A 24678-nucleotide genomic window follows, 5' to 3' on the forward strand; every position below is an offset into this window, starting at 1 on the left:
GCCGTTTGCTTCCTTCAGATCCCACCTCACGGTGGACACCCTTGCATAGGCTAACGGTTCTCGCTCGACTGAGCCCGTAGAGGACTTTCACCTCCTAGAACAACGCCATGCTCGGCGCACCAAAAAAAGGCCGCTACATCCGTAGCGGCCAACATGTCAGACTCGAATCAACACAAGAAATAAACGCCAAGCTGATTAATCACCCGCTTTCTCTCAAAGAGAACATACTGTGATTCCGCTTGGGGAAAACGACTAGCTCAATACCAAGGCTAGTAAAATGTAGAACACGGTTGTTCCCACTTACTTATTACGCAAGTAGATAATCCAATACCCCATACCGACAAACACCCCACCACCGATGATGTTACCCAGTGTTACCGGGATCAGGTTATTGACAACAAAATTGCTCAGGGTCAGATCGGCAAAATCGGCCGGGTTCATCCCCGTCATCTGCCAGAATTCAGGCGAAGCAAGGTGCTTGATACCAATTGCCATCGGTACCTGGAACATATTGGCAATGCAGTGCTCGAAGCCCGATGAGACGAACATCGCAACCGGCAGGATCATCACCAGAATCTTATCTGTCAAGGTACGGCCACTGAATGTCATCCATACCGCCACGCACACCAATACGTTACACATGACGCCAAGGGCAACGGCCTGCATGAAGTCGTGATGCAGCTTATGCTGGGCAATTTGCATCGCATTGATACCTACCGCACCACTACCGGACATGTACTGCTTGGTCATCAGCATGATAGCGACCAGTATCAGGGCGCCCAACAGGTTACCGACATACACCACGCCCCAGTTGAGCCACAGGCTCTTCCAGCTGATCTTACCGCTAGCCCGGGCTACCAGTGTCAGTACCGAGCTGGTAAACAGCTCACCGCCGGTGATCACCACCAGAATCAAACCCAGGCTAAATGCCAATCCCCCGACAAAGCGCGACATTCCCCACGGCATGTCACCGGCTCCGGTGGTCACTGTGGTGTAAAACACAAAGGCGATACCAATATGCATCCCGGCAGTGATCGCCAGCAGCAACGACTTCATCGGATCTTTGGTGGCCTTACTTACACCTACCTCGGCCGCTTTTTCCGCCATCTGTGGCGGTAATAACGAATCAAACTGACTCTGACACATATTGTTTGGTACCTGACACATCTTGAAACACACAAAATTAAGGAGGCGAGATAGTGGCTTTTATCACACAAATATTCAAGCCATTGCTAAAACAATAATTCGAAATATACGAACGAATTATTCGGATATACCGAATCAACAGATATTGTAAACATTGAGCAACAAATCAATATGCCAAAGATTCAAATCACGCTAACATGCCGTCACATTGCAACTACATTTATACCCTCATGTGCATAAGCGCTGAATTATATTCAGGGGTTGAACCCCGCCGACCATCAGAGCCGGATCAAAAAAGGCGACTGATAAGCCGCCTTTTCTTCATTTGATGAATAAGTTGTCAGTTACACCAGTTCAACCTGGCAAATGATCTCATCATCAAAGGTCAACACCTTAAGCATATTCGCTTCCAGCAGACCGTAACTTGCCTGGTATTCACCGCGCGGGATCGTCACCGAGCCGGGGTTATAGACATAGAGCGAGCCTTTGCTTTCGGCAACAGGAAGATGGGTATGACCGGATACCACCACATCGCCGTCACGCAGGCGCGGGTGCTTGTCACCGTTGTAGAGGTGGCCGTGGGTCAGGAACAAGCGGCGGCCGTTTGGCAGCAGCACCAGGTTGTAGTCTGCCATCATCGGGAAGTCCAGCAGCATCTGATCCACATCACTGTCGCAATTGCCCCGAACAGCGGTGATCTTCTCAGCATGCTGATTGAGCTGCTCGGCCACCTCAATCGGTGCGTACCCCTTTGGCAACGCATTACGCGGGCCATGGTTTAGCACATCCCCCAGCAGGATCAGGTGATCAGCACCACTCTGCTCAAACTTGGCCAGGGTACGGCGAGTGCTGTCGGCACAGCCGTGGATATCAGAAGCAAAAAACAATTTCATGTCGGTGATCTTTCTTCGGTACAGGATGTCGTGATCCTACACCGAAGCCCATGACAATACCATTGCACGAACGGTTACGACTCTTCCCGCAGCATGCCGTTGAGTACGATGTTGTTATAGCTCACCATACCGATAATATGGCCACTCTCGATGACCGGTGCCCGGCTGATGCCAAAACGCTCAAACAGGCGAGCACAGTAGCGGACGTCCATCGAGGCACTAACCGACAAGGCCGGCTTGGTCATGATTTCATAGATATTGGTCCGCTCAGGTGAACGATCCAGTGCCAGTACCTTCTTGGCAATATCGTTCATCAGCACGATACCGTACTCATCGTCTTCATTGCGCTTGTTGACGATCAACGCCTTGATTTGCTTTCGCTTGGCAATGCGGATCGCCTCAGCCACCGTAGTCAGCCCTTCGACAATCGCATAGGTGTCCATCATTACATCCCGTACCCGGACCAAGGTGTCATCATTCATAACTTCGCCTCAACAACTTTAGTCAGTGTTTCAACCTGGTGGGCTACGCCCACCGCATCCTCAACGTCGAGCTGCACCGCAATTCCCTGCCCTGAGGAGGAATCAAAGTCCCCGACCCGCTCAATGGTTTCCAAAATAGTCCTTGCCAGGTGCTCTTCGACCACAAACAAAATCACATCCCGCTGAACATCCAGCCCGAGGCCGAAAAAGGTTTTCTTCTGGTACAAGCCTTCCCCGCGGGCATTGTTGATCACTGTCGCCCCCGTCGCCCCGGCTTTGCGTGCAGCATCAAGGACGGCATCGGTTTTCGAATCTTCTACAAAGGCCAATAACAACTTAAATCGCATTTCCTTCTCTCCTCTTAGCCTGCCTTGCCGACAGCTGTGCAAACGCCATCACTGTGATCATCGGAAACAGGCTGGCAAACGCAATGAGTCCAAACCCATCGAGCATCGGATTTCTCCCAGGTACGGTAGACGCCAGCCCCAGCCCCAATGCCGTCACTATCGGCACCGTCACCGTCGATGTCGTCACCCCGCCGGAGTCATAGGCCAAGGGGACAATCATTTTCGGTGCGAAGTAGGTCTGCACCACCACCACGCAATAACCCGCCAAAATGTAATAGTGGAGCGGATCGCCAGCCACAATCCGGTAGCTGCCAAGAGCAATTCCCACCGCGACCCCAAGCGCAACGGCGATACGCAAGCCGTTGACACTGATGGTATCACCCGAAACTTGGTTGGCTTTAATCGCAACGGCAATCAGGGAGGGTTCGGCAATAGTGGTACTGAACCCAATCGCCGCTGCGAACAGATAGACCCAGTAGTACTGGGTCCAGGGGATTTCAGCCGGGATCCCCTCGCCACTGTCAAACAAGAAATCCATCGCCGTTAGCTGGGCGGCCATTGACTCACCCAACGGGAACAGCGCCAGCTCAAGTCCGAGCAGGAACAACGACAAGCCTACGACGACATAGACAAACCCCAGCGCAACTCTGGGCCAATGGGTCACCGGGCGGCGCAAAACGGCCAGTTGAAAGCCGAAAATAATCACCGCAATCGGCACGACATCGCGTACTGTCATCAGCAAAGTGGAAAAAAAGTGGGGCACGATACCGTTCAGCTCTGTCATCCCTGCCTCCTAGTGCACCAGCATGCCGTAGGCCATAACGAATATCATCGGGGTTAACGAGGCAAAAGCGATCAAGCCAAATCCATCAACGATGGGATTACGCCCTTTGATGGAGGACGCCAGCCCAACGCCCAATGCCGCGACTAAAGGCACCGTAATAGTAGAAGTCGTCACACCACCTGAGTCATAGGCGATCCCGACAATCGCCGGCGGAGCAAACCACGTCATCACCATCACCATCAAGTAGCCGCCAATGATCATCCGGTGAATGGGCCACCCTTTTAGTATACGTGTCACCCCGAGCATAATGGCAATCCCTACCGATAGGGCAACGGTTAGGCGCAAACCGGTTGCATAGCTCAGCTGGCTTTCTGCATCGGCGACTATCAAGCCCCCTTCGGCGGCCACCTTGGCAGCTTCCGCCGCCACTGCGGTCAATGCCGGCTCGGCAATTGTGGTACCAAACCCCAAGCAGAAGGCAAACAGCAACAACCACCACACACTGCCCTTGCTGGCAAAAGAGTGTGCCATCGACTCACCGATGGGAAACAATCCCATTTCCAGTCCGAAGACAAACAGGGTCAAGCCGACCACCACAAACGCCAGACCAACCAATATCGGACCTAATTGTGGTAGAGGTTGTTGAAGGACAACCATTTGGAAGAAGCCAATAACCAAGATAATCGGCAACAAATCACGCAAACTGGACAACAAGGCTTTCAGCAGGACGAGTACAAATGACATTCCACCTCCAGGTTGCCGCACGGCCGTTGAATTAAGGGGATACCTTCAAGGTACTCCTCATTCACAATTAGACACAACTATTATGTACTAACACGAGAGCTAGCACACATAACCATATGTCATAAAGGAGATTGTTCGCGATAACAACCCATTGGTTTAGCTATACTTAATCTCCAGAATCATACCAATACTGATAAAGACGTAGCCCCAGAGGAGAAGCATGAAGATATTATTGACCGGCGGCACAGGTTTTATCGGCTCGGCCCTAATCAGTGCCTTGAATGAGCACGAGGTTACCGTATTGAGCCGCAATCCGGCCAAGGCCAGCCAAACCCTGGGCGGCAGTATCAATGTCGTTGCCTCCCTGGACCAGTTCGACAACCTTGACGACTTTGATGCGGTGATTAACCTTGCCGGCGAGCCAATCATCAACAAACGCTGGAGCCCACAGCAAAAAGACCGAATCTGCCACAGTCGCTGGACACTGACCCAGCAGCTGGTCGATAAAATCCATGCCAGCAGCCAACCGCCCCATACTTTCATCAGTGGCTCCGCTGTCGGGATTTATGGCGATCAGAAAGACACTGTTATCGACGAGTCGTTTGCCATCAGCGAGCATGTCAACCACGATGACTTTGCCCACCATGTCTGCCAGCGCTGGGAAGACATCGCACATGAAGCAGAAAATGAGCAAACTCGGGTTTGCCTGCTCCGTACTGGCATAGTGCTGGGAAAACATGGCGGCGCCCTCGCAAAAATGCTGCCGCCCTATCAGCTCGGGCTGGGCGGCCCCATTGGTAATGGCTCACAATACACGCCTTGGATCCACCTGCAGGATATGGTCGATGCGATAGTATTCCTATTAGAAACGCCAGCAGCAAAAGGCGCATTCAACCTTACTGCACCAGAGCCCGTCACCAACAAGGTATTCAGCCAAACCTTAGCCAAATCCCTGCACCGGCCCCATATCTTCTTCACTCCGGCATTCGTGCTGAAACTCGCCCTCGGCGAAGCGGCCTCGCTGCTGCTCGAAGGCCAACGGGCGATACCGAACAAGCTCGAAGCGCTCGGCTATAACTTTCGCTACAGAACTATTGATGTGGCACTAGGAGATATTGCCTCTGCCTAAGCATCCCTAAACCTAGGCTTGCCCGTTTCCACATCAACGAGTGATGATTAAAAAGGCTTCCCGGTACGAATGAACCGGGAAGCCTTTTTATAACAGCATGTGAGGATCTTCGGTCTAGCCTCTAACGGGCTGCAGCAGGCTGTTGATCATCGAGCGGATGATCAGCACCACCAGCAGCAGTGAAAGCAACGGTACCACCAACCACATCGTCGGGTGCCAGCTTACCGGCAGCTCAAAGCCCCACTTCACCAATGCCGCAACGACCGCTTCAGCGCCGGCCGCTGCCATTACACCTGCCAGCAAAGCCATAATGCCGTACTCGCCCCACACCGTTGCCGAGACTCTTTTCCGGCTCGCACCCAATGTCCGGTACAGGCGGATTTCATCCCTGCGCTGAGCCAAGCTCAGGCGCAGTAAGGTCATGACCAGCAACAGGCCGCTGACAACCCCCAGCCCCGCCAACACCGACAGCGACAGCGACACTTGCTGCATAATACCTTGGATGCGGGTGGCCATGGTGCGCAGATCCAGCAAGGTAACCGTTGGGTAGTCCCGGCCGAGCTGATTGATCACCGCCTGCTGGTCCGCTTCAATCCGGAAACTGACCAACCAGGTTGCGGGCAGCTTAGCCATCACATCCGGGGTAAAGATAAAATAGAAATTGGGCCGCATGTTGCGCCATTCGACCTCGCGGATGCTGGTCACCTCAGCACTGAACGGCTGGCTGTTGACATTGAAGGCAAGGGTATCACCCAAGGCAATACCCAAGCGCTCGGCAATACCGGACTCGACCGAGACCCCATTGGTTGCCTGCCACTCTCCGGCAACCACTTCGTTATGGACCGGAATGGAATCACGCCAGGTAAGGTTAAGCTCGCGACGCAAGGATTCATCGCGCTCCTGCCTATCTCCTTGCTGGGAGCGTTCAAGCAAGTCTTCCTCATTGATATGGGTTATCCGACCGCGGATCACCGGGTAGCCTTCAGAACGCATAACCTGTTGCTGGTCAAGCATATCGAGGTAGGCTCGCTGCTGCTCTGGGCTGATATTGAGGGCGAACACATTCGGCGCATCTGCCGGCAAGGTTTGCTGCCAGTCCGCCAGCAGATCTGAGCGCAGCAGCCAAATCACTGTCAGCAGCATCAAGGAGCTGGTCAAGGCTGCCAGCTGGGCACCGGTCGCCATCGGGCTACGGTTAATTCGGCTCAACGCCAGCGTTATCGCCGCCCCCCAACGGCCCCGCTTGAGCCCGCGGACAATGGCTACCCCAACCACAGCAAGGATAACCAGGATCGCAGCCAGCCCCAGCAAGGTCAGCCACATCAGCCCATTGCTTCCCAGCCACAGCAAACCTGCCGCCAATGGCAACAGGGCCAGCAGATAACCCTTGTTGCTGGTCTGCCAGCTATCCATTCGTTGTATCACTGAAATAGCAGGTGCATCCACCAGCTTCAACAGCGGGATCCCCATCCCCGGAATGGCCACCAGCAAGGCAACCAGCACGCTTACCACCAGCGGCGTAAAGCCAATACCGGGCAAGGGATCGGGCAATACATCTACCAAAGGCACCCGCAGCAAGTATTCCAGCAAGGCACCGATTGCCACCCCGGCCACCAGCGCAAGGCCAAACAACATGCCGAGCTGGCGAGCCAGCCATTGCCACAGCCACTTCTTGCTGGCGCCCAGGCTTTTCATCATTGCCACGACCTCGGTACGGGTCGAGGCATAGTGCATACAGGTCAGCACCAGAGTGGCTGTCGCCATCAAGATCACCAATATCAGGGTAAGCGACAGGTACTGGCGGGCTTTTTCGATGACATCACCGGTTCGCCCCTGCGAGGTTTCACTCAGCCAGCGCTGCCCGGGCTCAAGCTCTACTTGCTCCTGCAATGCCTTGAGCTGGCTATCTGCACCGGTAAAATACGCCCGGTACTGAACCCGGCTACCCGGCTGGATTGCCCCTGTGCTATCCAAATCATCAGCATGAATGAGCACGGCCGGCATCTGGCTGAACGGATTAAACGACAGCTCAGGCTCCTGCACAATGGTGCCGCTGACCTTGAGCTCGGCATCACCAATAGCCAACACATCACCGGGCTCAACTTTCAACAAATCAAACAGCCGCTCCGCCAACCAAAGCTCTCCGGGCTGAACCTGATGATGAATACCGGACGGGCTTTTCAGCTCAAGCTCGCCCCTGAGCGGGAAGTCGCTCTCGACGCTTTTGACGCTGACCAGCTGCATGGCTTCATCGCTGAAGGTCATGGTGCCGAAGCGTATCTGCTGGGAGACCACCAGCCCTAGCTGCTCTGCCTTGTCCAGAGTAGGCTGTTCAACCGGATTGGCCGAGCGGAATACTAAGTCGGCAGCAATCATGGAGCGGCCTTGATCGACCATGATCTTCTCAACCCTCACCACCAAAGCCGCCAAGGCAAACACACAGGCGATAATCAATGTCAGGGCCACAGCGACCGGCCACAACTGGCCGTGCCACAACTCGCGCCAGCTCCACTTGAGCAGCATCGAACGGTTAGCAGTCGGGGAATCGGATTGGATATCTGTCACTTCAGTCATGCGGCTACCAAACTCCCACTTTCTAGCATCAAGGTGCGGTCACAGCGCTGGGCCAGCTGTGGATCATGGGTCACCAAGACCAAGGTGGTGCCATGGTCGCGATTGAGGGCAAACAGCAGCTCGATGATATTGGCGGCGGTATGCTGGTCGAGGTTACCGGTCGGCTCATCGGCAAACAGCACCTTGGGCCGGGTCATGAATGCCCTCGCCAGTGCTACCCGCTGCTGCTCTCCGCCCGATAGCTGTGCCGGCAGGTGAATTTCCCTGCCATTCAAGCCGACTTTTTCAAGCAGCTCGCGGGCACGCCCCTCATCGGCTTCCTCCCCCTTGATGATGGCAGGCAGCATCACGTTCTCCAGTGCTGACAACGACGGGATCAGCAAAAAGCTCTGGAAGACAAAGCCAATGCTGTCACTGCGCAGTGCTGCCCGCGCCTCGTCATCCATCGCTGCCAGTGGCTTGCCCAGCAACTCAATGCTGCCCTTGCTTGGGATATCCAGCCCGGCCAACAAGGTCATCAAGGTCGACTTGCCCGCCCCCGAAACACCGACCAAGGCAATTGCCTCGCCCTGCTCGACCTCGAGCGAAACATCCTGCAAAATGGTGAGAGACGATGATGCTGTCGTCACCTGCTTGGACACTGATACAGCTTTAATCACGGATGTAGACATGATGCGATTCCTTTCAGTAATCTTTTTTCTTGTTTTCACTCAGCATGCCCTCGCGGCCAAACTGATGGTACTGGGCGATAGCCTCAGTGCCGGTTACCAGATGCAGGCCGAGCAAAGCTGGCCTAACCTGCTGGATGCTGAGCTTGAAAAATATGGCCATGATGTCACTGTGGTCAACGCCAGTATCTCCGGCGATACCACAGGCAATGGGATGGCTCGGCTTCCCCGCCTACTCGAACAACACCAACCTAATTTCGTCTTGATTGAGCTGGGTGCCAACGACGGGCTTAGAGGATTTCCTCCTTCTACTATACGCAATAATCTCAGTGAGATGATCACCGAGATCGAGCAAGCGGGTGCTTACCCGCTGCTGATGCAGATATTTGTACCGCCAAACTACGGCAAGCGCTACAGTGACCAGTTTGCAAAAGTGTATCAAGATATCAGCAAGCAGCTTGAGATCCCGCTGCTGCCCTTTTTCCTCGAGCACATTATCCTCAAGCAGGAATGGATGATGGATGACGGCCTGCATCCCAAATCGGATGCCCAGCCGTGGATAGCCGATTTCATGGCCAAAGAGCTTGCCCCGCACCTCTAACGACAATAAACAGACAAGGAATGCCCCTAATGACGGCAACGAAACCGCTCCGAATTCTGATCACTGGCTGCAGCAGCGGCATTGGTTACTACTGCGCGAAAACTCTCCACCAGCAGGGTCATCAGGTTATTGCCAGCTGCCGCCAGCAAAGTGATGTCGAACGCTTGCAGGGTGAAGGCATTAACTGTGTGCTGATGGATATGGACAGCGAAGCCTCCATCGAGCAAGGATTCAGCGAGGCCCTTGAAATAACCGGCGGCACCCTGGATGCCTTGTTCAACAATGCCGCCTACGGCCAGCCAGGCGCGCTGGAAGACCTCCCGACCCATGCCCTGCGCCAGCAGTTCGAAAGCAACCTATTTGGCTGGCACCACCTAACCCGGCTGGTTATCCCGGTAATGCTAGCCCAGGGCAGCGGTAAAATTGTCCAGAACAGCTCGGTATTGGGCCTAGTTGCCATGAAGTACCGCGGTGCCTACAACGCCAGTAAATTCGCCCTGGAAGGGTACACGGATACACTGCGCCTAGAGCTTAGCAATACCCCAATCAAAGTCAGCTTGATCGAGCCCGGTCCGATTGAGAGCCAGTTCAGGGCCAATGCCAAAGCAAAGTTCGAGCAGCATATCGATATGCCACGCTCACGCCACTTGGCCAGCTACCAGAACACACTCGACCGGCTCGGCAAAGCCTCACCATCGAGCAAGTTCACCCTCGGCCCTGAAGCGGTTTTACAGCCCCTGCAATCCATTATGGCAACCGATGAACCAAAGGCACGATATTATGTTACCCAGCCAACGTACATTTTCGGCTTCCTACGGCGCATTTTACCTACCCGTCTGCTCGATTCATTGTTAATAAAAAGTGACTAATTCGTCGAAAAGCCGGATAGAACGGCGAAGACGTCGAACCAACGGTGTTTGAAAATCAAACAGTAAAACAAAACACTTACAACTTATCTGGATCAAAAAAACACCACTGACAAGAAACAAACCTTGAAAAACACTGAATAGCTGAGCGGAAGTACGGTTTTAGCCAAAAAAAGCAAGAAATGTAATATTTGTGTCACACTGCACGGTTAAGCTTGCAGTGTAAATTGAAGGTTGTTCCCTACCAGTCCTTCTTGTCCCAATAACCGTTCCGCGACAGAAAAGAAAAAAGGTGTGACGATGACATTGCGCCAAATAAATATCCTGTGTGTGTGCGTGACGCTCGCACTGCTGTTAACCTTTCAATAAAAATGGAGAGCGAGGCTCTCCTTTTTTATTGCTCCCAGCGCTATCTTCCCGCCGCTCTCCCTTGAAAATGCTTGGCTTTCCCCCCATAACTATGACAACGAAGAAATTTATGGCCTATGCGCTTTTTCAGAAGTCCAGGGAGTGAAGATAAACCCATGTATGACCAACTAGCCATCGAACTGAACGAACAGAATCTGCAGCAGGTGATCGAGCAATCGATGCAAACCCCTGTGGTGATCAGCTTCTGGGCCCCGTCCATGCCTGAAACGGCTGAAGTGAATCAAATTTTGGAAAAGCTGGCAGCGTCTTACCACGGCCAGGTCACTCTGGCGACCCTGGACTGTGAATCCCAGCCAATGGTCGCCGGCCAATTTGGTGTGCGTAGCCTGCCAACCGTCGCCGTGTTCAAAAATGGCCAGCCGATTGATGGTGCCGCAGGCCCACAAACGGAGCAAAGCCTGGCCGAGATGCTGGGCAAACACCTGCCAAGCCAGGAGGAGCTTGCCCTCAAGGCCGCCCTGGAGCAAGTTGACAACCAACAGTACAACGAAGCCCTGCCGGTACTACGTGAGCTGGCGGCGAAATTCGCCCAGAACAGCGTGATCAATTTGGCGATGGCAGAATGCCTGCTCGGTACGTCCCAGTACGATGAAGCAGAAGCCCTGCTGGCAACAATCCCGATGCAAGATCAGGATGCCAAGTACAAAGGACTCATGGCAAAACTGGAACTGCACCAGCAAGCGAGCGATTCACCGGAAATCCGATTGCTGGAGGAAAAACTGGCGGCGGAGCCTGGCAACAACGAGATTGCCTATGAGCTTGCCGTACAGTACAGCCAGGTTGAGCGCGCAGAGGAAGCCCTAGAGCTACTGATCAACCTGCTGCGCAAAGACATGAACTTTGCCGATGGCGGAGCCAAGAAAACCATGATGGATATCCTGGCCGCGCTAGGACAAGGCAATGCCGTGGCCAGCAAATACCGCCGTCAGCTCTACTCACTGCTTTACTAGCGCAGCCGTCAGCGGACTGACCATCACGACAAGGCAGGGCTCTCCTGCCTTTTCTTTTGTTCGCGCTTGCTCTGTCTTATCTAACGGTGACGGCACAGGCCTTCAATAATTGGGCAGCTCGCCCCTTCATCGCCCGGGCACTGCTGGGTTAACGCCTCCAGCGTCTGCTTCATCTCAAGCAGCTCTTTGATTTTCTCGTCGATTTCCAGCAGCTTTTGCTCGGCCTTGGCTTTGACGTCGGCACTGCGCCGCTGCGGATCACGAGAAAAGGCCAGTAGCTCACGGCCTTCATCGAGCGTAAAGCCAACCAAGCGCGAGCGCCGAATAAGATGCAGCTCATCGATATGCTTGGCACTGTACTGGCGATAGCCATTCGCCGCTCGGCCCGGCGGCGAGATAATACCTTTATCCTCATAAAAACGGATAGTCTTGGTTGTCAGCCCAGTTTGCTGAGCCACTTCACTGATATTCATACCCAGCCTTACAGTTAATGGAAGGTTATACTTATTAGTATTCTCTTTTATCGCCCTAGTATCAAGCCTATTATTGCTTCTCTCGATAGCCGTCAAAATGTATTGACCTTCCAGTTGATGGAAGCTTTATGATGAGTTTAAGTGAATAAAACCGTATCACCAGTAAGGCTTCAATATGGTCGAGTTAACCCTGCCGCTGAGGAAGGTGCGCTGTATGAACTGCGCCAATAAAATCAAAGCGGCCCTCACTGCACTACCGGGTGTTGAATCCGTTGATGTCAATACCGAACAAGCCACCCTGCGGGGAACGTTTACCCCACAGGCGGCCGTCGATACTATTACCCAGCTCGGGTATGAAGCTGGTTATCAGTACCAGCTTCCACTGGCGGGCCTGTCCTGCGGCAAATGTGTCCGCAAGGTCAAGGATGCGCTGGACGGGCACCCTGACATTTTCTTTGCGGATGTCAGCAAAACCGCGCTTAACGCCAGCGGCACCCTGCCCGAACCGCAACTAATCGAGCTCATTGAGTCGCTCGGCTACAGCGTACCGGCCTACAACACCTATGAGCTGTCCCTGTCAGGGCTAAGTTGCGGAAAGTGTGTCGCCAAAGTTGAAGAGCTGCTGGCACAGCAAGCTGACATCGACAGCTTTACCGTCAGTAAAACCCATGCCAGTGTGCAGACCACCCAGCCTCAAGCAACGATCATCGCCTTGATTAAAGACGCTGGTTTTACTGCCTCACCGGCAACGGAACAAGCTGATACCAGCGAATCCGCTGCCAGCAGCACTGCGACCAATACTGCCACAGACGAGGTACCGGCAGAGCCGCTGAGCAGCGCAGGCGAACCGCAGGGCAGCAACATATCACAGCAATTTATTTTGTCAGGCATGACCTGTGCCAGCTGCGTCAGTTCGGTCGAGAAAGCCATCCTAAGCGTGCCCGGAGTAGTATCCACCAGCGTCAATTTGGCCGAGCGGACAGCCCTGGTTAGCGGTGATGCACAGAGCAGCCTCATTCTCCAGGCTGTTGCGGACGCCGGATACCAGGCCGAGTTATCCGAAGACGAGCTGACACGCCGCCAGCGCCAGCAAGCGCAAAACGAGCAGGTATATCGCCAGCACATCAAAAATGCCTATATTGCACTGGCTGTCGGAGGCCCTTTAATGGCTTGGGGCGTATTCGGCGGCAGCATGATGATCGTCTCCCGGGCTGACCAAATTGGCTGGGGGGCGATAGGGATCATCACCCTGATTTTACTTGCCACGGTGGGGAAGCACTTCTTCGTCAATGCCTGGAAAGCGTTCAAGCATCACCGGGCAACCATGGATACCCTGGTCGCTCTCGGTACCGGTGCGGCCTGGCTGTATTCAACCTTAGTGGTACTTGTGCCTGACTTATTGCCGATGCAAGCCCGCCATGTCTACTTCGAAGCCTCGGCGATGATTCTGGGCCTGATCACCCTCGGTCACGCCCTGGAAGCCCGGGCCCGAAGCCGAACCTCCAAAGCCCTCGAGCAACTGATGGACTTGCAACCGCCAACCGCTGTCATCGTTGACAACGGCGAAGAGCGTGAAGTGCCCCTTGCAGACGTTCGTACCGGCATGGTACTGCGCCTTCATCCCGGCGCCAAAGTGCCGGTCGATGGCACCATCCTCGAAGGTCAGAGCTATATCGATGAATCGATGCTGACCGGCGAGCCTATTCCGGCCAACAAGAAAGCGGGCGATACCCTTCACGCCGGTACCATCAACCAGCACGGCAGCCTACTGTTTACGGCAGAAAAAATCGGCCGCGATACCATGCTGGCAAGAATTATCGAGCTGGTACGCCAGGCGCAAAGCAGCAAACCCGCTTTAGCTCGGCTGGCCGATACCATTTCTGCCATTTTCGTGCCGGCGGTCATGATCATCGCCATCGTCACCGCCATGATCTGGTACTACTTCGGCCCAGAGCCCTCGTCGGTCTATATGCTAGTGACCGCCACAACAGTATTGATCATCGCCTGTCCTTGCGCCCTCGGCCTTGCCACGCCAATGTCGGTGACCGTCGGTGTCGGCCGCGCTGCTGAGTACGGCGTCTTGATCCGTAACGCCGAAGCCCTGCAAATTGCGGCCGATGTCGATACCGTGATACTGGATAAAACCGGTACCCTGACCGAAGGCAAGCCTGCGCTTATCAGCAGTGAGTGCTATAGCGGCTTCAACAAAGGCCAGCTGCTGACCCTGGCAGCCAGCCTCGAGCAAGGTTCCGAGCACCCCCTTGCAGCAGCGATTGTCAACGCCGCCAAAGCAGAAGCACTCAGCCTCGAGCCGCAGCAGCACTTCCGCGCGCAGCCTGGCTATGGCATCAGCGGCCAAGTACTGGGCCACACGGTACTGCTGGGTAACCAAAAGCTGATGGACCAGCACCGGGTAGATCTTTCTCCAGCCCTGCCAGCCACGGTTGATGCCAGCGTTCAGGGCGCAACCCCGATTTATGTGGCGGTCGACGGCCAACTGGCGGGCCTGCTGGCCGTCAGCGATCCCATCCGCCATGACTCGGTCTCTGCGATCAAGCGGATGCAAAAAATGGGGCTAGAGGTCATTATGCTAACCGGCGATATCCCGGCTACCGCCAATGCCATCGCCAAGCAGGCAGGCATTGCGCATGTTATTGCTGGTGTACTACCCGATGGCAAAGCCAGCGAAGTGGAGAGAATCCAGCAGCAGGGTAAGCGTGTTGCCATGGTCGGTGACGGTATCAATGATGCGCCCGCCCTGGCCCAGGCCGACATCGGTATCGCGATGGGCAGCGGCAGTGACGTGGCGATTGAGAGCGCTCAGCTCACCTTGGTGCGCCACTCCCTTCATGGCGTACCGGATGCCTTGCAGCTGTCAAAAGCGACTCTACGCAACATGAAGCAGAATCTATTCGGTGCCTTTATTTACAACACGCTGGGCATTCCCGTGGCCGCAGGGATCCTGTTCCCATTCACCGGTGCCCTGCTCAGCCCTGTCGTAGCCGGCGCTGCCATGGCACTGTCTTCGATCACCGTGGTGAGTAATGCTAACCGTCTAAGGCTATTCAAGCCGGACGGCGGCGACAGACAAGCCGCTCAGGCACAAACGGAGAACTAATATGGTTGCTATCATCGGCACGCTTGCCATTGCCTTTATTGTCTGGTGGTTCTGGTTACAACCAGCAAAAAAGGAACATTCAGCAAATAGCCCGGCAGCGAACAACCAACAGGCAAACAAATAGTTCGCCCAGTTGATGAATCCCCTGTCATGAGCTGATATAACTGCATAATAACGGGTTATATCAGCTCACAGGATCACTATGCTGAAATCGCTTTTCACCCGGGCAGCCTTGCTGCTGCCCTTTATGACTGCCAGCGTCGCTGCCGAACCTCTGGTTTGGCAGGCGCAAGATGCCAACCGGCAATTTATCATTCTCGGCTCCATCCATGCGGGCGACGACAACTTCTATCCTCTGCCAGCAGCGTTTACCACCCACTGGGACAGTGCCGATGCCCTCGTGGTTGAAGCCAATATCCTCAAACCCAGCTCGGCACGGCTCAACCCGGCAGTCGCCACTACTGCCCAGATGTTATCAGACGCTGAAAAACAATCTCTCGCGGCAACGGCCAAACAAGCCGATTTATCATCCTCGTCACTGCTCAGCTCCCCCCCCTGGCTAGCTGCTATCAGTTTACAGATGAAAATGGCCGAACAAGCTGGCCTCAGCCCAGACAGGGGGATTGATCTCACCCTTCTCAAGCGCGCCCGGGCCAGCCAACTGCCAATTCTCGAGCTGGAAAGCATCGAGCAACAGCTACGCTTGATGGAACAACTCGATGATCATGGCAAAGATCTCCTCATGGCCACTGTCAATGAGTGGGGAGAGATGACCGAGCAGCTCACTTGCCTGATCAACGCCTGGCAGGCCGGTGACCAACAGCAACTCGCCACCCTGTTTGATAACAGCCAGTACAATGACCAAACCGATGCCGCCCTGATCATCGAGCGCAACCACGATTGGGCCGCACAGCTGAGCCACGATCCAACTTATCAGCAGGGTAAGTTCTTAATTGTCGTTGGTGCCATGCACTTATTGGGACAGGAAGGGTTGCCAGCATTACTCAAGCAGGAAGGGTTTTCAATTAATCAGTTAAGCCAGAGCCGGCAGGTTAGCTGCGATTGATGCCAGCCCCAAGCGCCATAGGATTACAACCAAGCGGTACGGCCCAATAACGAAAAAAGCCCCAAACTACACGTCCCGGACTTTCGCTGCAGGCTTTGAAGAGTGGTCGGTGAAGAGGGATTCGACGCGGCTGGGCTTCCAGACCCCGACCCTCTGGTCCTCTATTCTCAGAGCCTGAGAGGCGCTACCAAACTGCGCTATTCACCGACATTGTCAGCAGCACGCCATGCAGGCTTACCACTTGAATAAGTGGCCGGTGAACAGGGATTCGGCGCGGCTGGGCTTCCAGACCCGCCCCTCTGGTCCGCTATTTGCCAGGAGCTGGAGATGCGCGACCAAACTGCGCTATTCACCGACATTGTCAGCAGCATGCCATGCAGGCTTACCACTTGAATAAGTGGCCGGTGAACAGGGATTCGGCGCGGCTGGGCTTCCAGCCCCCGCCCCTCTGGTCCGCTATTCTCAGAGCCTGAGATGCGCTACCAAACTGCGCTATTCACCGACATTGTCAGCAGCACGCCATGCAGGCTTACCACTTGAATAAGTGGTCGGTGAAGAGGGATTCGGCGCGGCTGGGCTTCCAGACCCCGCCCCTCTGGTCCACTATTTGCCAGGAGCTGGAGATGCGCAACCAAACTGCGCTATTCACCGACGTTGTCAGCAGCATGCCATGCAGGCTTACCACTTGAATAAGTGGTCGGTGAACAGGGATTCGGCGCGGCTGGGCTTCCAGACCCCGCCCCTCTGGTCCGCTATTTGCCAGGAGCTGGAGATGCGCGACCAAACTAAGCTATTCAACAGCTGCAGAAACGAAAAAAGCCTCAGTCTTTCGACTGAGGCTTTAAATAGTGGTCGGTGAAGAGGGATTCGAACCCCCGACCCTCTGGTCCCAAACCAGATGCGCTACCAAACTGCGCTATTCACCGACATTGTCAGCAGCATGCCATGCAGGCTTACCACTTGAATAAGTGGTCGGTGAAGAGGGATTCGAACCCCCGACCCTCTGGTCCCAAACCAGATGCGCTACCAAACTGCGCTATTCACCGACGTTGTCAGCAGCATGCCATACAGGCTTACCACTTGAATAAATGGTCGGCGAATAGGGATTCGACGCGGCTGGGCTTCCAGACCCCGCCCCTCTGGTCCGCTATTCCCAGAGCCTGAGATGCGTACCAAACTGCGCTATTCACCGACGTTGTCAGCAGCACGCCATACAGGCATACCACTTTGAATAAGTGGTCGGTGAAGAGGGATTCGAACCCCCGACCCTCTGGTCCCAAACCAGATGCGCTACCAAACTGCGCTATTCACCGACGAAATAAGTAAAAAGCCTTTGAAACTCTTTACTTGAATCAGCTTCGTTGCTGAGGTGGCTTATAATACTCAGCCAAAGAATTTACGCAAGCAGAAAAACTCATTTTTAAAAAAAACCACTGCTAATTGCTCACAGAATTATCAACCACGGCGAAAAAGTGATCGCAACCGCACTAGCCAATACAAAGTTAACACAATCTGTAAACCATTGATCCAGATCATCACAACATTTTCGCTGCATTGTTTATCTTATCACCACTGTCCCACGACCTAGAGGAATACACATGGATTTCTGGCTAGATCTACTCTTTGGTAATGCCGTAGGCCTGTCGTCAATGATTGTTATCTTTGGCGCCCTGGGATTAATGTTATTTTTTGGCGGTTACTTTGTTTACAAAGCACTGTCAGCACCCTCTCCTCACTAGAGCCATTTCGCAATGTCATCTGCTTGCGCCAGGGTCCAAATTGTCGGTTGCGGCCCTGGATTTATTTTATCGCTCCGTGATCTGCATAACCGCATCGCCCAAAGCTCGCTCAAACATGCATCTTAGACGGACTTGGGTATATAATCGGGTTATATGCCTTCAACCCTGAAACACCATGTCAGAAAACGATGAATTAGATCTCTTCCGAGAGATGATGGCTGATGTTGCCCCTATCAAGCAGGACAAAGTCGAAGTTGCCCACAAGCACCAAGTTACCGAAGCCCAGCTAGCAAGACGCCTTGCCGCACAAACCCTATCCGACGGTGATCCCGAATATCTCTCGTTAGACTATGCCAAGATGGTCAAGCCTGACGACATGCTGGAGTTCAAACGTGACGGTGTGCAAGAAGGTGTTTTTCGCAAACTTCGTCTTGGTAAATACGATATCAACGCCCGGTTGGATCTCCACCGCAAGACCCTGAAAGAAGCACGGGACGAAGTAGTTAATTTTCTCCGTCAATGCCAGCGAATGGACATCCGCACTGTCATTATCGTCCATGGCAAAGGGGAGAAATCCAATCCACCGGCAATGATGAAAAGCTATGTCGCCACCTGGCTGGAGCAAATCTCTGATGTGATGTGCTTCCACTCGGCCCTACGCCAACACGGCGGCAACGGTGCACTCTATGTCATGCTGAAAAAGAGCCCAGAGCGAAAGCTGGAAAACCGCGAACGCCATAGCAAGCGTCAGGGCTAACACTCACACTGGCCACAATAAAAGAGGAGCCTCTGGCTCCTCTTTGGGATCATTCCACCTCTTATGTCACCGGCACTACGCCTGAATGACCACCCGCATTGCAAGCAGGATCAGCACCACACCAGACAGCCTGTCGATCAGCTGCGCCTTGGTCCTTAACTTCTCGAGCACTTTCGGGTTCGACAATACAAAGGCAATCAGGGTATACCACAACCCATCCACCAAAAGTGGTGTGGCTACGATAACGGCGCGGCTGCTGAATTCCGTCCCCACCGCCACAAACTGGCTGAACAACGCAAGGAAGAACAGGGCAAGCTTAGGGTTGAGCAGCGAGATCATCGCGCCGTCTCGGGCCGCTTCCACCAAGCTGGTTGATTGGCCCGCCGCCAATTTAGCCGCAACGCCGCCTTTGGATCGCAGGGCATTTATCCCAAGATAAGCAAGGTAACCAGCACCGGCATAAGTAATGACATTAAACAGGGTCGGTGACTGCTTGAGTACCACCGCAAGGCCCAGCAGGGTCACCAAGGCATAAACGCCCACACCAGCAGCATGAGCCCAAGACGTCACGACGCCGTGCAGACGGCCTCCCGCCAAACTGTGCTTGGCAACCACGGCCAAACTTGGACCCGGCGACATTGCCCCCAGCATGCATATCATGAGTAACGAGAGCCAAATACTGAATGTCATTGTTAATTCCTATCCGCTAGAGCTTATTATTTATATGTGATGCACAGACTCTAGCAAGTGAAGGTCATGCAAGGAAATCAAAAGAAATCATCAGAGCTATGATTTTAGATCATCACCAAGCAACGGGCCCTAAATCGAATACATAGAGCTTTTCATCACGCTGAGCACCTGCTGGCGGAACCAGCGGTGGGCAGGGTCGCTGTCATAGCGAGGGTGCCACAGCAGCCAGTAGTTGTGCTGCGGCTTCGGGATAGGCAGGGGTTGGTAAGTGATCGCAAACCAAGCCTGCATATTGCGGGCTATGTGCTCTGGCAGCACCATCAACATATCGGTGCGCACCAAGGTTTGGAAAGCCGCACTGAAAAAAGGCACGGAGAATTGTACGTTACGGCTTAGACTCTGCGCTTTGAGCTCCCGCTCGACAAAGCTATCCTTGTCACCGCCCGCCGACACCCGCATGTGGGAGTATTCGACCAGTTGCGACAATGACAGGGAGGCCCGGTTGGCCAAAGGGTGCTGGTCACGCATCACGCATACCGGAAAATCAGATCCGATATGGGCACCGCACAAGCCCTCAGGGATCTGCGGCAGCATGGTCGATACCAGCTGAATATCCAAGTCAGCCAAATGCGATAAATACTCCGGAGACCAGAGCCGGTAGCTGATATTGACGTACGGCGCCTGTTGCTGCACCCGCTCGACAATTTCAGGCAAGATGTACTGAGCAACATAATCGGAAGAGGCCAAAACCACCGGCCCGCCCCACTGCTGGGGAGAAAATGCCGGTTCATCCAGCAGCCCTTGGCAGCTGGCAAGGATCCCATCAACCCTCCCCTTCAACTGCAGTGCCTTGGGTGTGGGCAACAAACGGTTACCTTCTCTGACCAATAAAGGATCACCGAACAATTCACGCAGTTGGGTAAGCTGGCGACTGACAGCCGACTGCGTCAGGCACAGGCGTTCGGCGGTGCGGCTGACATGCGATTCTTCGAGCAACACCTGCAGGGTACGCAGCAAATTCAAATTGATGTTTTGCACGGCCTGCCCCTCAAATATTGCTGCTGGATGGATTTTGCTGTTGTTCTATTGGTGCTATAGCTTTGCCAGCGGCGCAAACTGGCCCCCCGTCAGTTCAAGGAGATCCTTGGGCGCCAGTTCAATTTCCAAACCACGCCGCCCGGCACTGACACAGATTGTCTCGTACTGCTGGGCCGAGGCATCAAGAAAAGTCGGCAGACGCTTTTTCTGTCCCAGCGGGCTGATGCCGCCGACAATATACCCGGTGGTTTTCTCCGCGATTTGGGGATCGGCCATATCAGCTTTCTTCGCTCCCGCCGCCTTGGCCGCCGCTTTCAGATCAAGCAAGCCCGCAACCGGCACGATGGCAACCGCCAGTTTTTTCGGATCGCCATTGACGGCGAACAACAAGGTTTTGAAAACCTGGTTCGGATCCTGCCCCAATACTTCCGCCGCCTCCAGACCAAAATGGGTATTGGCCGGATCGTGCTTGTACTGGTGGATGGTGTGGGCGATTTTCTTTTTCTTGGCAAGATTGATGGCAGGTGTCATAGCCGCTCCGATTCCATTTCCAATTAACGACAGCCACTATAGCCCAACGCGATTGATGCCAAAAGAAAAAAGACGCTTTGGCTTTACCGGGGCGCATAAAAAAGCCCTGCATTTGCAGGGCTTCGCGCTATACCTTTAACCGTCGTTGTTAGCGGTAAACCATCTCACCTTTTGGTGCAAAGGCATTCACGTCAATCGGACTGTTGGTCTGCAGGAACTCCTTCAGCACTTCCGCATCAACAAAGCCGGTATTCACATGGCCTGAGTGTTCGGTGATCTTAGGGTAACCATCACCACCGGCAGCATTGAAGCTCGGTACCGTGAAGCGGTAAGTTTCAGTCAGGCTCAACGGCTTGCCGCCGATCTTCACATCGCTCACCTTACCGTTAGCAACCGTCATTGAAATACCATAGAACTGGGCGTAAGCACCAGAGTCAACCGGCTTGGTCGCGACTACGTTAAGGTAGTCCATCACTTCGCTACCGCTCATATCCGTGTAAGTGACAATATTGCCAAATGGCTGCACCGTCAGCACGTCTTTGTATGTGATATCACCGGCAGCAATCGAATCACGCACACCGCCTGAGTTCATAACAGCAAAATCAGCCTTGGCGCGTTGCATATGAGAAGCCGCAATCAGACGGCCTAGGTTCGTCTGCTGGAAGCGAACCACATTACGGTCACCTTCTAGCTTGCCGTTTGACTCGGCGATCTTGATATTGAGCTGCTCCTGACCACGCTCCTGGAAGGGCTGTAGGAAAGCTTTCACTTCGGCATCCTGGGCAATCTCATCCTGGATAAACACACGCTGTTTAGAGCCGTCAGCCAATTTGACTTTCTTTTTCAGGTTAACTGGGATCAAGTCATAGCTAACCATCTGCAGTTCGCCATTCTGGAACTCAAAGTCAGCACGGCCAACATATTTGCCCCACTCGTGAGCCTGGACAATCCAAGTGCCGTTCTGCTGATCCGGCTGACAGTCGTCACCCGGATTGAAGCTCTTGTTGTACATGCTTGGGCCTTCCATGCACACAGGCTCCTGCGAGTGGCCACCGACAATCATATCCAGCTCGCCGGCAGGCAAGTAGCGGGCTAGCGCAACATCACCCGGTGCATTGATGCCGTGGTTACCATTGGCGTAGTGGCCCATGTGGGTCGCCGCAATGATCACATCCGGATTCTCGGTCGCCTTTAGCTGCTCGATCACCTTCTTGGCCTCTTCCTTTGGATCGCGGAAGTCAACGCCACCGATGTACTCAGGGTTACCGATCTTCGCCGTATCTTCCGTTGTCAGGCCGACAACGGCAATCTTGATGCCCTGCTGCTCGAAGATCTGGTAAGGCTGGAATAGGCGCTCGCCGGTTTCCTTGTCGTAGATGTTGGCAGACAGCATCGGGAACTCTGCCCACTCTTCCTGCTTGCGCAGGACTTCCAGCGGATTGTCGAACTCATGGTTACCCAGTGCCATCGCGTCGTAACCCAACATGTTCATCCCTTTGAAGTCCGGCTCGGCATCTTGCAAATCTGACTCAGGCACACCGGTATTGATATCACCCCCAGAAAGCAACAGGGTGGTACCGCCTTGTGCTGCGACTTCTGCGCGGATCTGATCCAATAGCGTCTTACGTGCCGCCATACCGTACTCACCATAAGAGTTATGCCAGAAACGACCGTGGTGATCGTTGGTATGTAGAATGGTTAGCTTGTACGTTTGATCAGCCTGCCAAGAGGGGGCTGCGGTCTCAGATTGGCTGGCACAGCCTGCCAGAGAGGCAAGTATCGCAGCCGTTAGCGCTGCCTTGGTGAAAAAGCGTTCCTTCATTGGGGGTCACCTTAACCTAATTATGTGATTTCAAAGAATTTGACAAGCGTCAGTTTAAGTTATTTAGTGAATGCTGTTGTATGGTTTTCATCATTCTGTTGACCAGATCACTATACCGGGTTCGCATTTTCATAACGGTGAGGTAACAAGCATAAAAAAGCCTCACTGTGTGAGGCTTCTGATATCATCTCGCTTTTTCGAATTTATCTCATCGCGCATTTAAGCCGTGGCAAGCTGTCGCGCCGGATGTTTGATAAAGACTGCCGCGATAGCCGCGAAAGCCAGGAAGAAGCAGTAATAGGAATGGCTCACCACTTGTAGTGGCGACAAGCCGAAGACCGAACCCAGCAACAACGCTTGCGCTCCGTATGGCAAACCCCCCTGCACCACACATGAGAAGATATCGAGCAAGCTTGCCGAGCGGCGAGGTGTAACACCGTTCTCTTCCGCCAGTTCACGAGCAACGCCACCTGAGACGATAATCGCCACGGTATTGTTCGCGGTACAGCAGTTGGTTAGTCCCACCAGGCCGGCAATACCCAGCTCGCTGGCTCGCAGGTTCTGGGCTTGCGAGTGCTGCTTGCTAAAGACACGGATCACCTTGCTGATCAGTTGTGTCAGGTAAGCCAGACCGCCCTGGCGGCGCATCAGCTCACCCATACCGCCGATCAGCATCGACAGCAGGAAGATTTCCTGCATATTGCCGAAGCCGGCATAGATATCCTGGCCGTAGGTCGACAAGCTGTAATCAGGCGTAGCAAACAAGCCGATACCACCGGCCAGTAAAATGCCGATGCTCAAGACCACGAAGACATTCAAGCCTGACACCGCCAGTACCAAGATGGTGATATACGGCAGCACTTTCAGCCACTCAACATCCGTTGTAGCCGGCACTTCGGTCGGCGTGCTGCTGAACATGAACAATAGAATCGCTGCGATTGCCGCAGGCAGAGCGATACGGATATTTTCGCGGAACTTGTCTTTCATCTGGCAGCCCTGCGAACGGGTCGAGGCTATGGTGGTATCCGAGATAATAGACAGGTTGTCGCCGAACATCGCACCACTGAGTACCACGCCGGCAGTCAGTGCCACGTCCATCCCGGCCGTTTGCGCGATCCCCAAGGCAACTGGTGCCACTGCTGCGATGGTCCCCATCGACGTCCCCATCGCAGTGGCAATGAAGGCAGAAATCACAAAGATACCCGGCAGGATCATACTGGCAGGCAGCATAGACAAACCAAGATTGACCGTCGCATCTACGCCACCGGTTGCTTTCGCCACCGAAGCAAAGGCGCCGGCCAGCAAGTAAATCATACACATAGCAATAATGTCGCTATGACCGACCCCTCGCAGGAACTGCTCAATCGCCTTGTTGAGTTTTTCTTTGCTCAACAAAATCGCCACAATCACCGCCGGCAGCGCTGCAACCGGGGCCGGCAGTTGATAGAACGCGAAGTCCACACCTTGTAGGGTCAGGTAAGTCCCGACACCGATAAACAAGGCCAAGAAGATCCCCAGAGGGAGTAGTGCCAACGCAGAAGGAGCTGGCTCGCTAGAATGTTGTTGTGTTGTGTTCGACATGATGACTACAGGACATCTATTTTAGAAATTGCGCCTAGACTAAGTGTTGTTTATGGCCGCGTCAACATCTAGACGTCTAAACATCCAAAAAAGTTACTGCCACTGGCATAATAAACTCATCCGGCATCACAGTAACAACATGCATATACCTCACCGATAAACGTCAATTTATTGACCATAAAAACCCAGATTCCGTCAACCAAAAGTCACAATAAATCATCAACTTGTTTTTTTTTCGACCGGAGCTACT

General features: G+C 53.9%; 23 protein-coding genes and 8 tRNA genes. 9 read left to right on the plus strand and 22 right to left on the minus strand.

Features of this window, described 5'->3' with window-relative positions:
• Positions 1-300 precede the first annotated feature (300 nt).
• From focA to C9J03_RS24525, 6 genes are all read right to left on the minus strand, one after another.
• Positions 301-1146 carry a formate transporter FocA gene (gene focA / locus C9J03_RS24500; protein WP_044622667.1) on the minus strand — a complete coding sequence of 282 codons (846 nt, stop codon included), beginning with the start codon at positions 1144-1146 and terminating at the stop codon, positions 301-303.
• 344 nt (positions 1147-1490) lie between these two features.
• Complete coding sequence (yfcE, locus tag C9J03_RS24505) at positions 1491-2039, minus strand: phosphodiesterase (RefSeq protein ID WP_044622666.1); 549 nt, start codon at positions 2037-2039, stop codon at positions 1491-1493.
• Between the two features lie 74 nt (positions 2040-2113).
• The gene (locus C9J03_RS24510) at positions 2114-2521 is read right to left on the minus strand and encodes a CBS domain-containing protein (protein WP_044622665.1); all 408 of its coding nucleotides are present in this window, start codon (positions 2519-2521) and stop codon (positions 2114-2116) included.
• Positions 2518-2868 (minus strand): P-II family nitrogen regulator, encoded by a 351-nt coding sequence (locus tag C9J03_RS24515; RefSeq protein WP_039458099.1) that lies wholly within the window; start codon positions 2866-2868, stop codon positions 2518-2520. The genes C9J03_RS24510 and C9J03_RS24515 overlap by 4 nt, the downstream gene beginning before the upstream one ends.
• On the minus strand, positions 2858-3652 hold the full coding sequence (locus C9J03_RS24520; RefSeq protein WP_044622664.1) for a DUF1538 domain-containing protein: 795 nt from the start codon (positions 3650-3652) through the stop codon (positions 2858-2860). Before C9J03_RS24520 ends, C9J03_RS24515 begins: the two co-directional genes overlap by 11 nt.
• Before the next feature lie 9 nt (positions 3653-3661).
• The gene (locus C9J03_RS24525) at positions 3662-4396 is read right to left on the minus strand and encodes a DUF1538 domain-containing protein (RefSeq protein WP_039458106.1); all 735 of its coding nucleotides are present in this window, start codon (positions 4394-4396) and stop codon (positions 3662-3664) included.
• Between the two features lie 220 nt (positions 4397-4616).
• Here C9J03_RS24525 and C9J03_RS24530 point away from each other — a divergent pair, with 220 nt between their 5' ends.
• Complete coding sequence (locus C9J03_RS24530) at positions 4617-5525, plus strand: TIGR01777 family oxidoreductase (protein WP_044622663.1); 909 nt, start codon at positions 4617-4619, stop codon at positions 5523-5525.
• A gap of 114 nt (positions 5526-5639) precedes the next feature.
• On the opposite strand, the gene C9J03_RS24535 is transcribed toward C9J03_RS24530, so the two are convergent.
• Both C9J03_RS24535 and C9J03_RS24540 read right to left on the minus strand, forming a co-directional pair.
• The gene (locus tag C9J03_RS24535; protein WP_044622662.1) at positions 5640-8099 is read right to left on the minus strand and encodes an ABC transporter permease; all 2460 of its coding nucleotides are present in this window, start codon (positions 8097-8099) and stop codon (positions 5640-5642) included.
• The gene (locus tag C9J03_RS24540; protein WP_044622661.1) at positions 8096-8770 is read right to left on the minus strand and encodes an ABC transporter ATP-binding protein; all 675 of its coding nucleotides are present in this window, start codon (positions 8768-8770) and stop codon (positions 8096-8098) included. The genes C9J03_RS24535 and C9J03_RS24540 overlap by 4 nt, the downstream gene beginning before the upstream one ends.
• On the opposite strand from C9J03_RS24540, the gene tesA reads away from it, so the two are divergent.
• The 3 genes from tesA to C9J03_RS24555 all read left to right on the plus strand — a co-directional run bounded on the left by tesA (position 8769) and on the right by C9J03_RS24555 (position 11613).
• Positions 8769-9368 carry a multifunctional acyl-CoA thioesterase I/protease I/lysophospholipase L1 gene (tesA, locus tag C9J03_RS24545; protein ID WP_044622660.1) on the plus strand — a complete coding sequence of 200 codons (600 nt, stop codon included), beginning with the start codon at positions 8769-8771 and terminating at the stop codon, positions 9366-9368. The genes C9J03_RS24540 and tesA overlap by 2 nt on opposite strands.
• A gap of 29 nt (positions 9369-9397) precedes the next feature.
• Positions 9398-10237 carry an SDR family oxidoreductase gene (locus C9J03_RS24550; protein WP_044622659.1) on the plus strand — a complete coding sequence of 280 codons (840 nt, stop codon included), beginning with the start codon at positions 9398-9400 and terminating at the stop codon, positions 10235-10237.
• A 521-nt stretch (positions 10238-10758) separates the two neighbouring features.
• A complete protein-coding gene (locus C9J03_RS24555) occupies positions 10759-11613 on the plus strand; it encodes a co-chaperone YbbN (protein ID WP_044622658.1) in 855 nt (284 codons plus the stop codon).
• An 80-nt stretch (positions 11614-11693) separates the two neighbouring features.
• Here the strand turns inward: C9J03_RS24555 and cueR are convergent, their stop codons facing one another.
• A complete protein-coding gene (gene cueR / locus C9J03_RS24560) occupies positions 11694-12086 on the minus strand; it encodes a Cu(I)-responsive transcriptional regulator (protein WP_039458127.1) in 393 nt (130 codons plus the stop codon).
• Between the two features lie 175 nt (positions 12087-12261).
• Here cueR and C9J03_RS24565 point away from each other — a divergent pair, with 175 nt between their 5' ends.
• The 3 genes from C9J03_RS24565 (at position 12262) to C9J03_RS24570 (ending at position 16270) form a co-directional block, all read left to right on the plus strand.
• Positions 12262-15204 carry a cation transporter gene (locus C9J03_RS24565; RefSeq protein ID WP_044622657.1) on the plus strand — a complete coding sequence of 981 codons (2943 nt, stop codon included), beginning with the start codon at positions 12262-12264 and terminating at the stop codon, positions 15202-15204.
• Between the two features lies 1 nt (position 15205).
• Positions 15206-15328, plus strand: a complete 123-nt coding sequence (locus tag C9J03_RS27125) for a hypothetical protein (protein ID WP_276329435.1) — start codon at positions 15206-15208, stop codon at positions 15326-15328.
• Between the two features lie 78 nt (positions 15329-15406).
• Positions 15407-16270, plus strand: a complete 864-nt coding sequence (locus C9J03_RS24570) for a TraB/GumN family protein (RefSeq protein WP_044622656.1) — start codon at positions 15407-15409, stop codon at positions 16268-16270.
• 103 nt (positions 16271-16373) lie between these two features.
• Here C9J03_RS24570 and C9J03_RS26815 read toward each other — a convergent pair.
• The 8 genes from C9J03_RS26815 to C9J03_RS24590 all read right to left on the minus strand — a co-directional run bounded on the left by C9J03_RS26815 (position 16374) and on the right by C9J03_RS24590 (position 17583).
• Positions 16374-16477, minus strand: a tRNA-OTHER gene (locus C9J03_RS26815).
• 43 nt (positions 16478-16520) lie between these two features.
• Positions 16521-16625, minus strand: a tRNA-OTHER gene (locus C9J03_RS26820).
• A 43-nt stretch (positions 16626-16668) separates the two neighbouring features.
• A tRNA-OTHER gene (locus C9J03_RS26825) sits at positions 16669-16772 on the minus strand.
• A 43-nt stretch (positions 16773-16815) separates the two neighbouring features.
• Positions 16816-16921, minus strand: a tRNA-OTHER gene (locus C9J03_RS26830).
• 198 nt (positions 16922-17119) lie between these two features.
• Positions 17120-17196 (minus strand) — tRNA-Pro (locus C9J03_RS24580).
• A gap of 43 nt (positions 17197-17239) precedes the next feature.
• Positions 17240-17316: transfer RNA gene (locus tag C9J03_RS24585), tRNA-Pro, on the minus strand.
• 43 nt (positions 17317-17359) lie between these two features.
• Positions 17360-17462 (minus strand) — tRNA-OTHER (locus C9J03_RS26835).
• A gap of 44 nt (positions 17463-17506) precedes the next feature.
• Positions 17507-17583, minus strand: a tRNA-Pro gene (locus C9J03_RS24590).
• Between the two features lie 285 nt (positions 17584-17868).
• On the opposite strand from C9J03_RS24590, the gene C9J03_RS24595 reads away from it, so the two are divergent.
• Both C9J03_RS24595 and smrA read left to right on the plus strand, forming a co-directional pair.
• Positions 17869-18009, plus strand: coding sequence for a DUF3149 domain-containing protein (locus C9J03_RS24595; RefSeq protein ID WP_039460702.1), 141 nt, complete (start codon positions 17869-17871; stop codon positions 18007-18009).
• A 175-nt stretch (positions 18010-18184) separates the two neighbouring features.
• Positions 18185-18766, plus strand: a complete 582-nt coding sequence (smrA, locus tag C9J03_RS24600; RefSeq protein ID WP_044622655.1) for a DNA endonuclease SmrA — start codon at positions 18185-18187, stop codon at positions 18764-18766.
• 75 nt (positions 18767-18841) lie between these two features.
• Here the strand turns inward: smrA and C9J03_RS24605 are convergent, their stop codons facing one another.
• The 5 genes from C9J03_RS24605 to C9J03_RS24625 form a co-directional block, all read right to left on the minus strand.
• Positions 18842-19456, minus strand: a complete 615-nt coding sequence (locus tag C9J03_RS24605) for a LysE family translocator (RefSeq protein WP_044622654.1) — start codon at positions 19454-19456, stop codon at positions 18842-18844.
• 129 nt (positions 19457-19585) lie between these two features.
• Positions 19586-20494 (minus strand): LysR family transcriptional regulator, encoded by a 909-nt coding sequence (locus tag C9J03_RS24610; protein WP_044622653.1) that lies wholly within the window; start codon positions 20492-20494, stop codon positions 19586-19588.
• A 54-nt stretch (positions 20495-20548) separates the two neighbouring features.
• Positions 20549-21025, minus strand: coding sequence for a Cys-tRNA(Pro) deacylase (ybaK, locus tag C9J03_RS24615; RefSeq protein WP_044622652.1), 477 nt, complete (start codon positions 21023-21025; stop codon positions 20549-20551).
• Positions 21026-21173: 148 nt separating this feature from the next.
• The gene (ushA, locus tag C9J03_RS24620; RefSeq protein ID WP_044622651.1) at positions 21174-22847 is read right to left on the minus strand and encodes a bifunctional UDP-sugar hydrolase/5'-nucleotidase UshA; all 1674 of its coding nucleotides are present in this window, start codon (positions 22845-22847) and stop codon (positions 21174-21176) included.
• A 219-nt stretch (positions 22848-23066) separates the two neighbouring features.
• Positions 23067-24428, minus strand: coding sequence for a Na+/H+ antiporter NhaC family protein (locus C9J03_RS24625; RefSeq protein WP_044622650.1), 1362 nt, complete (start codon positions 24426-24428; stop codon positions 23067-23069).
• Between the last annotated feature and the right edge of the window lie 250 nt (positions 24429-24678).

Origin of the sequence: Photobacterium gaetbulicola (assembly GCF_003025515.1) — a bacterium.
GTDB lineage: Bacteria > Pseudomonadota > Gammaproteobacteria > Enterobacterales > Vibrionaceae > Photobacterium > Photobacterium gaetbulicola.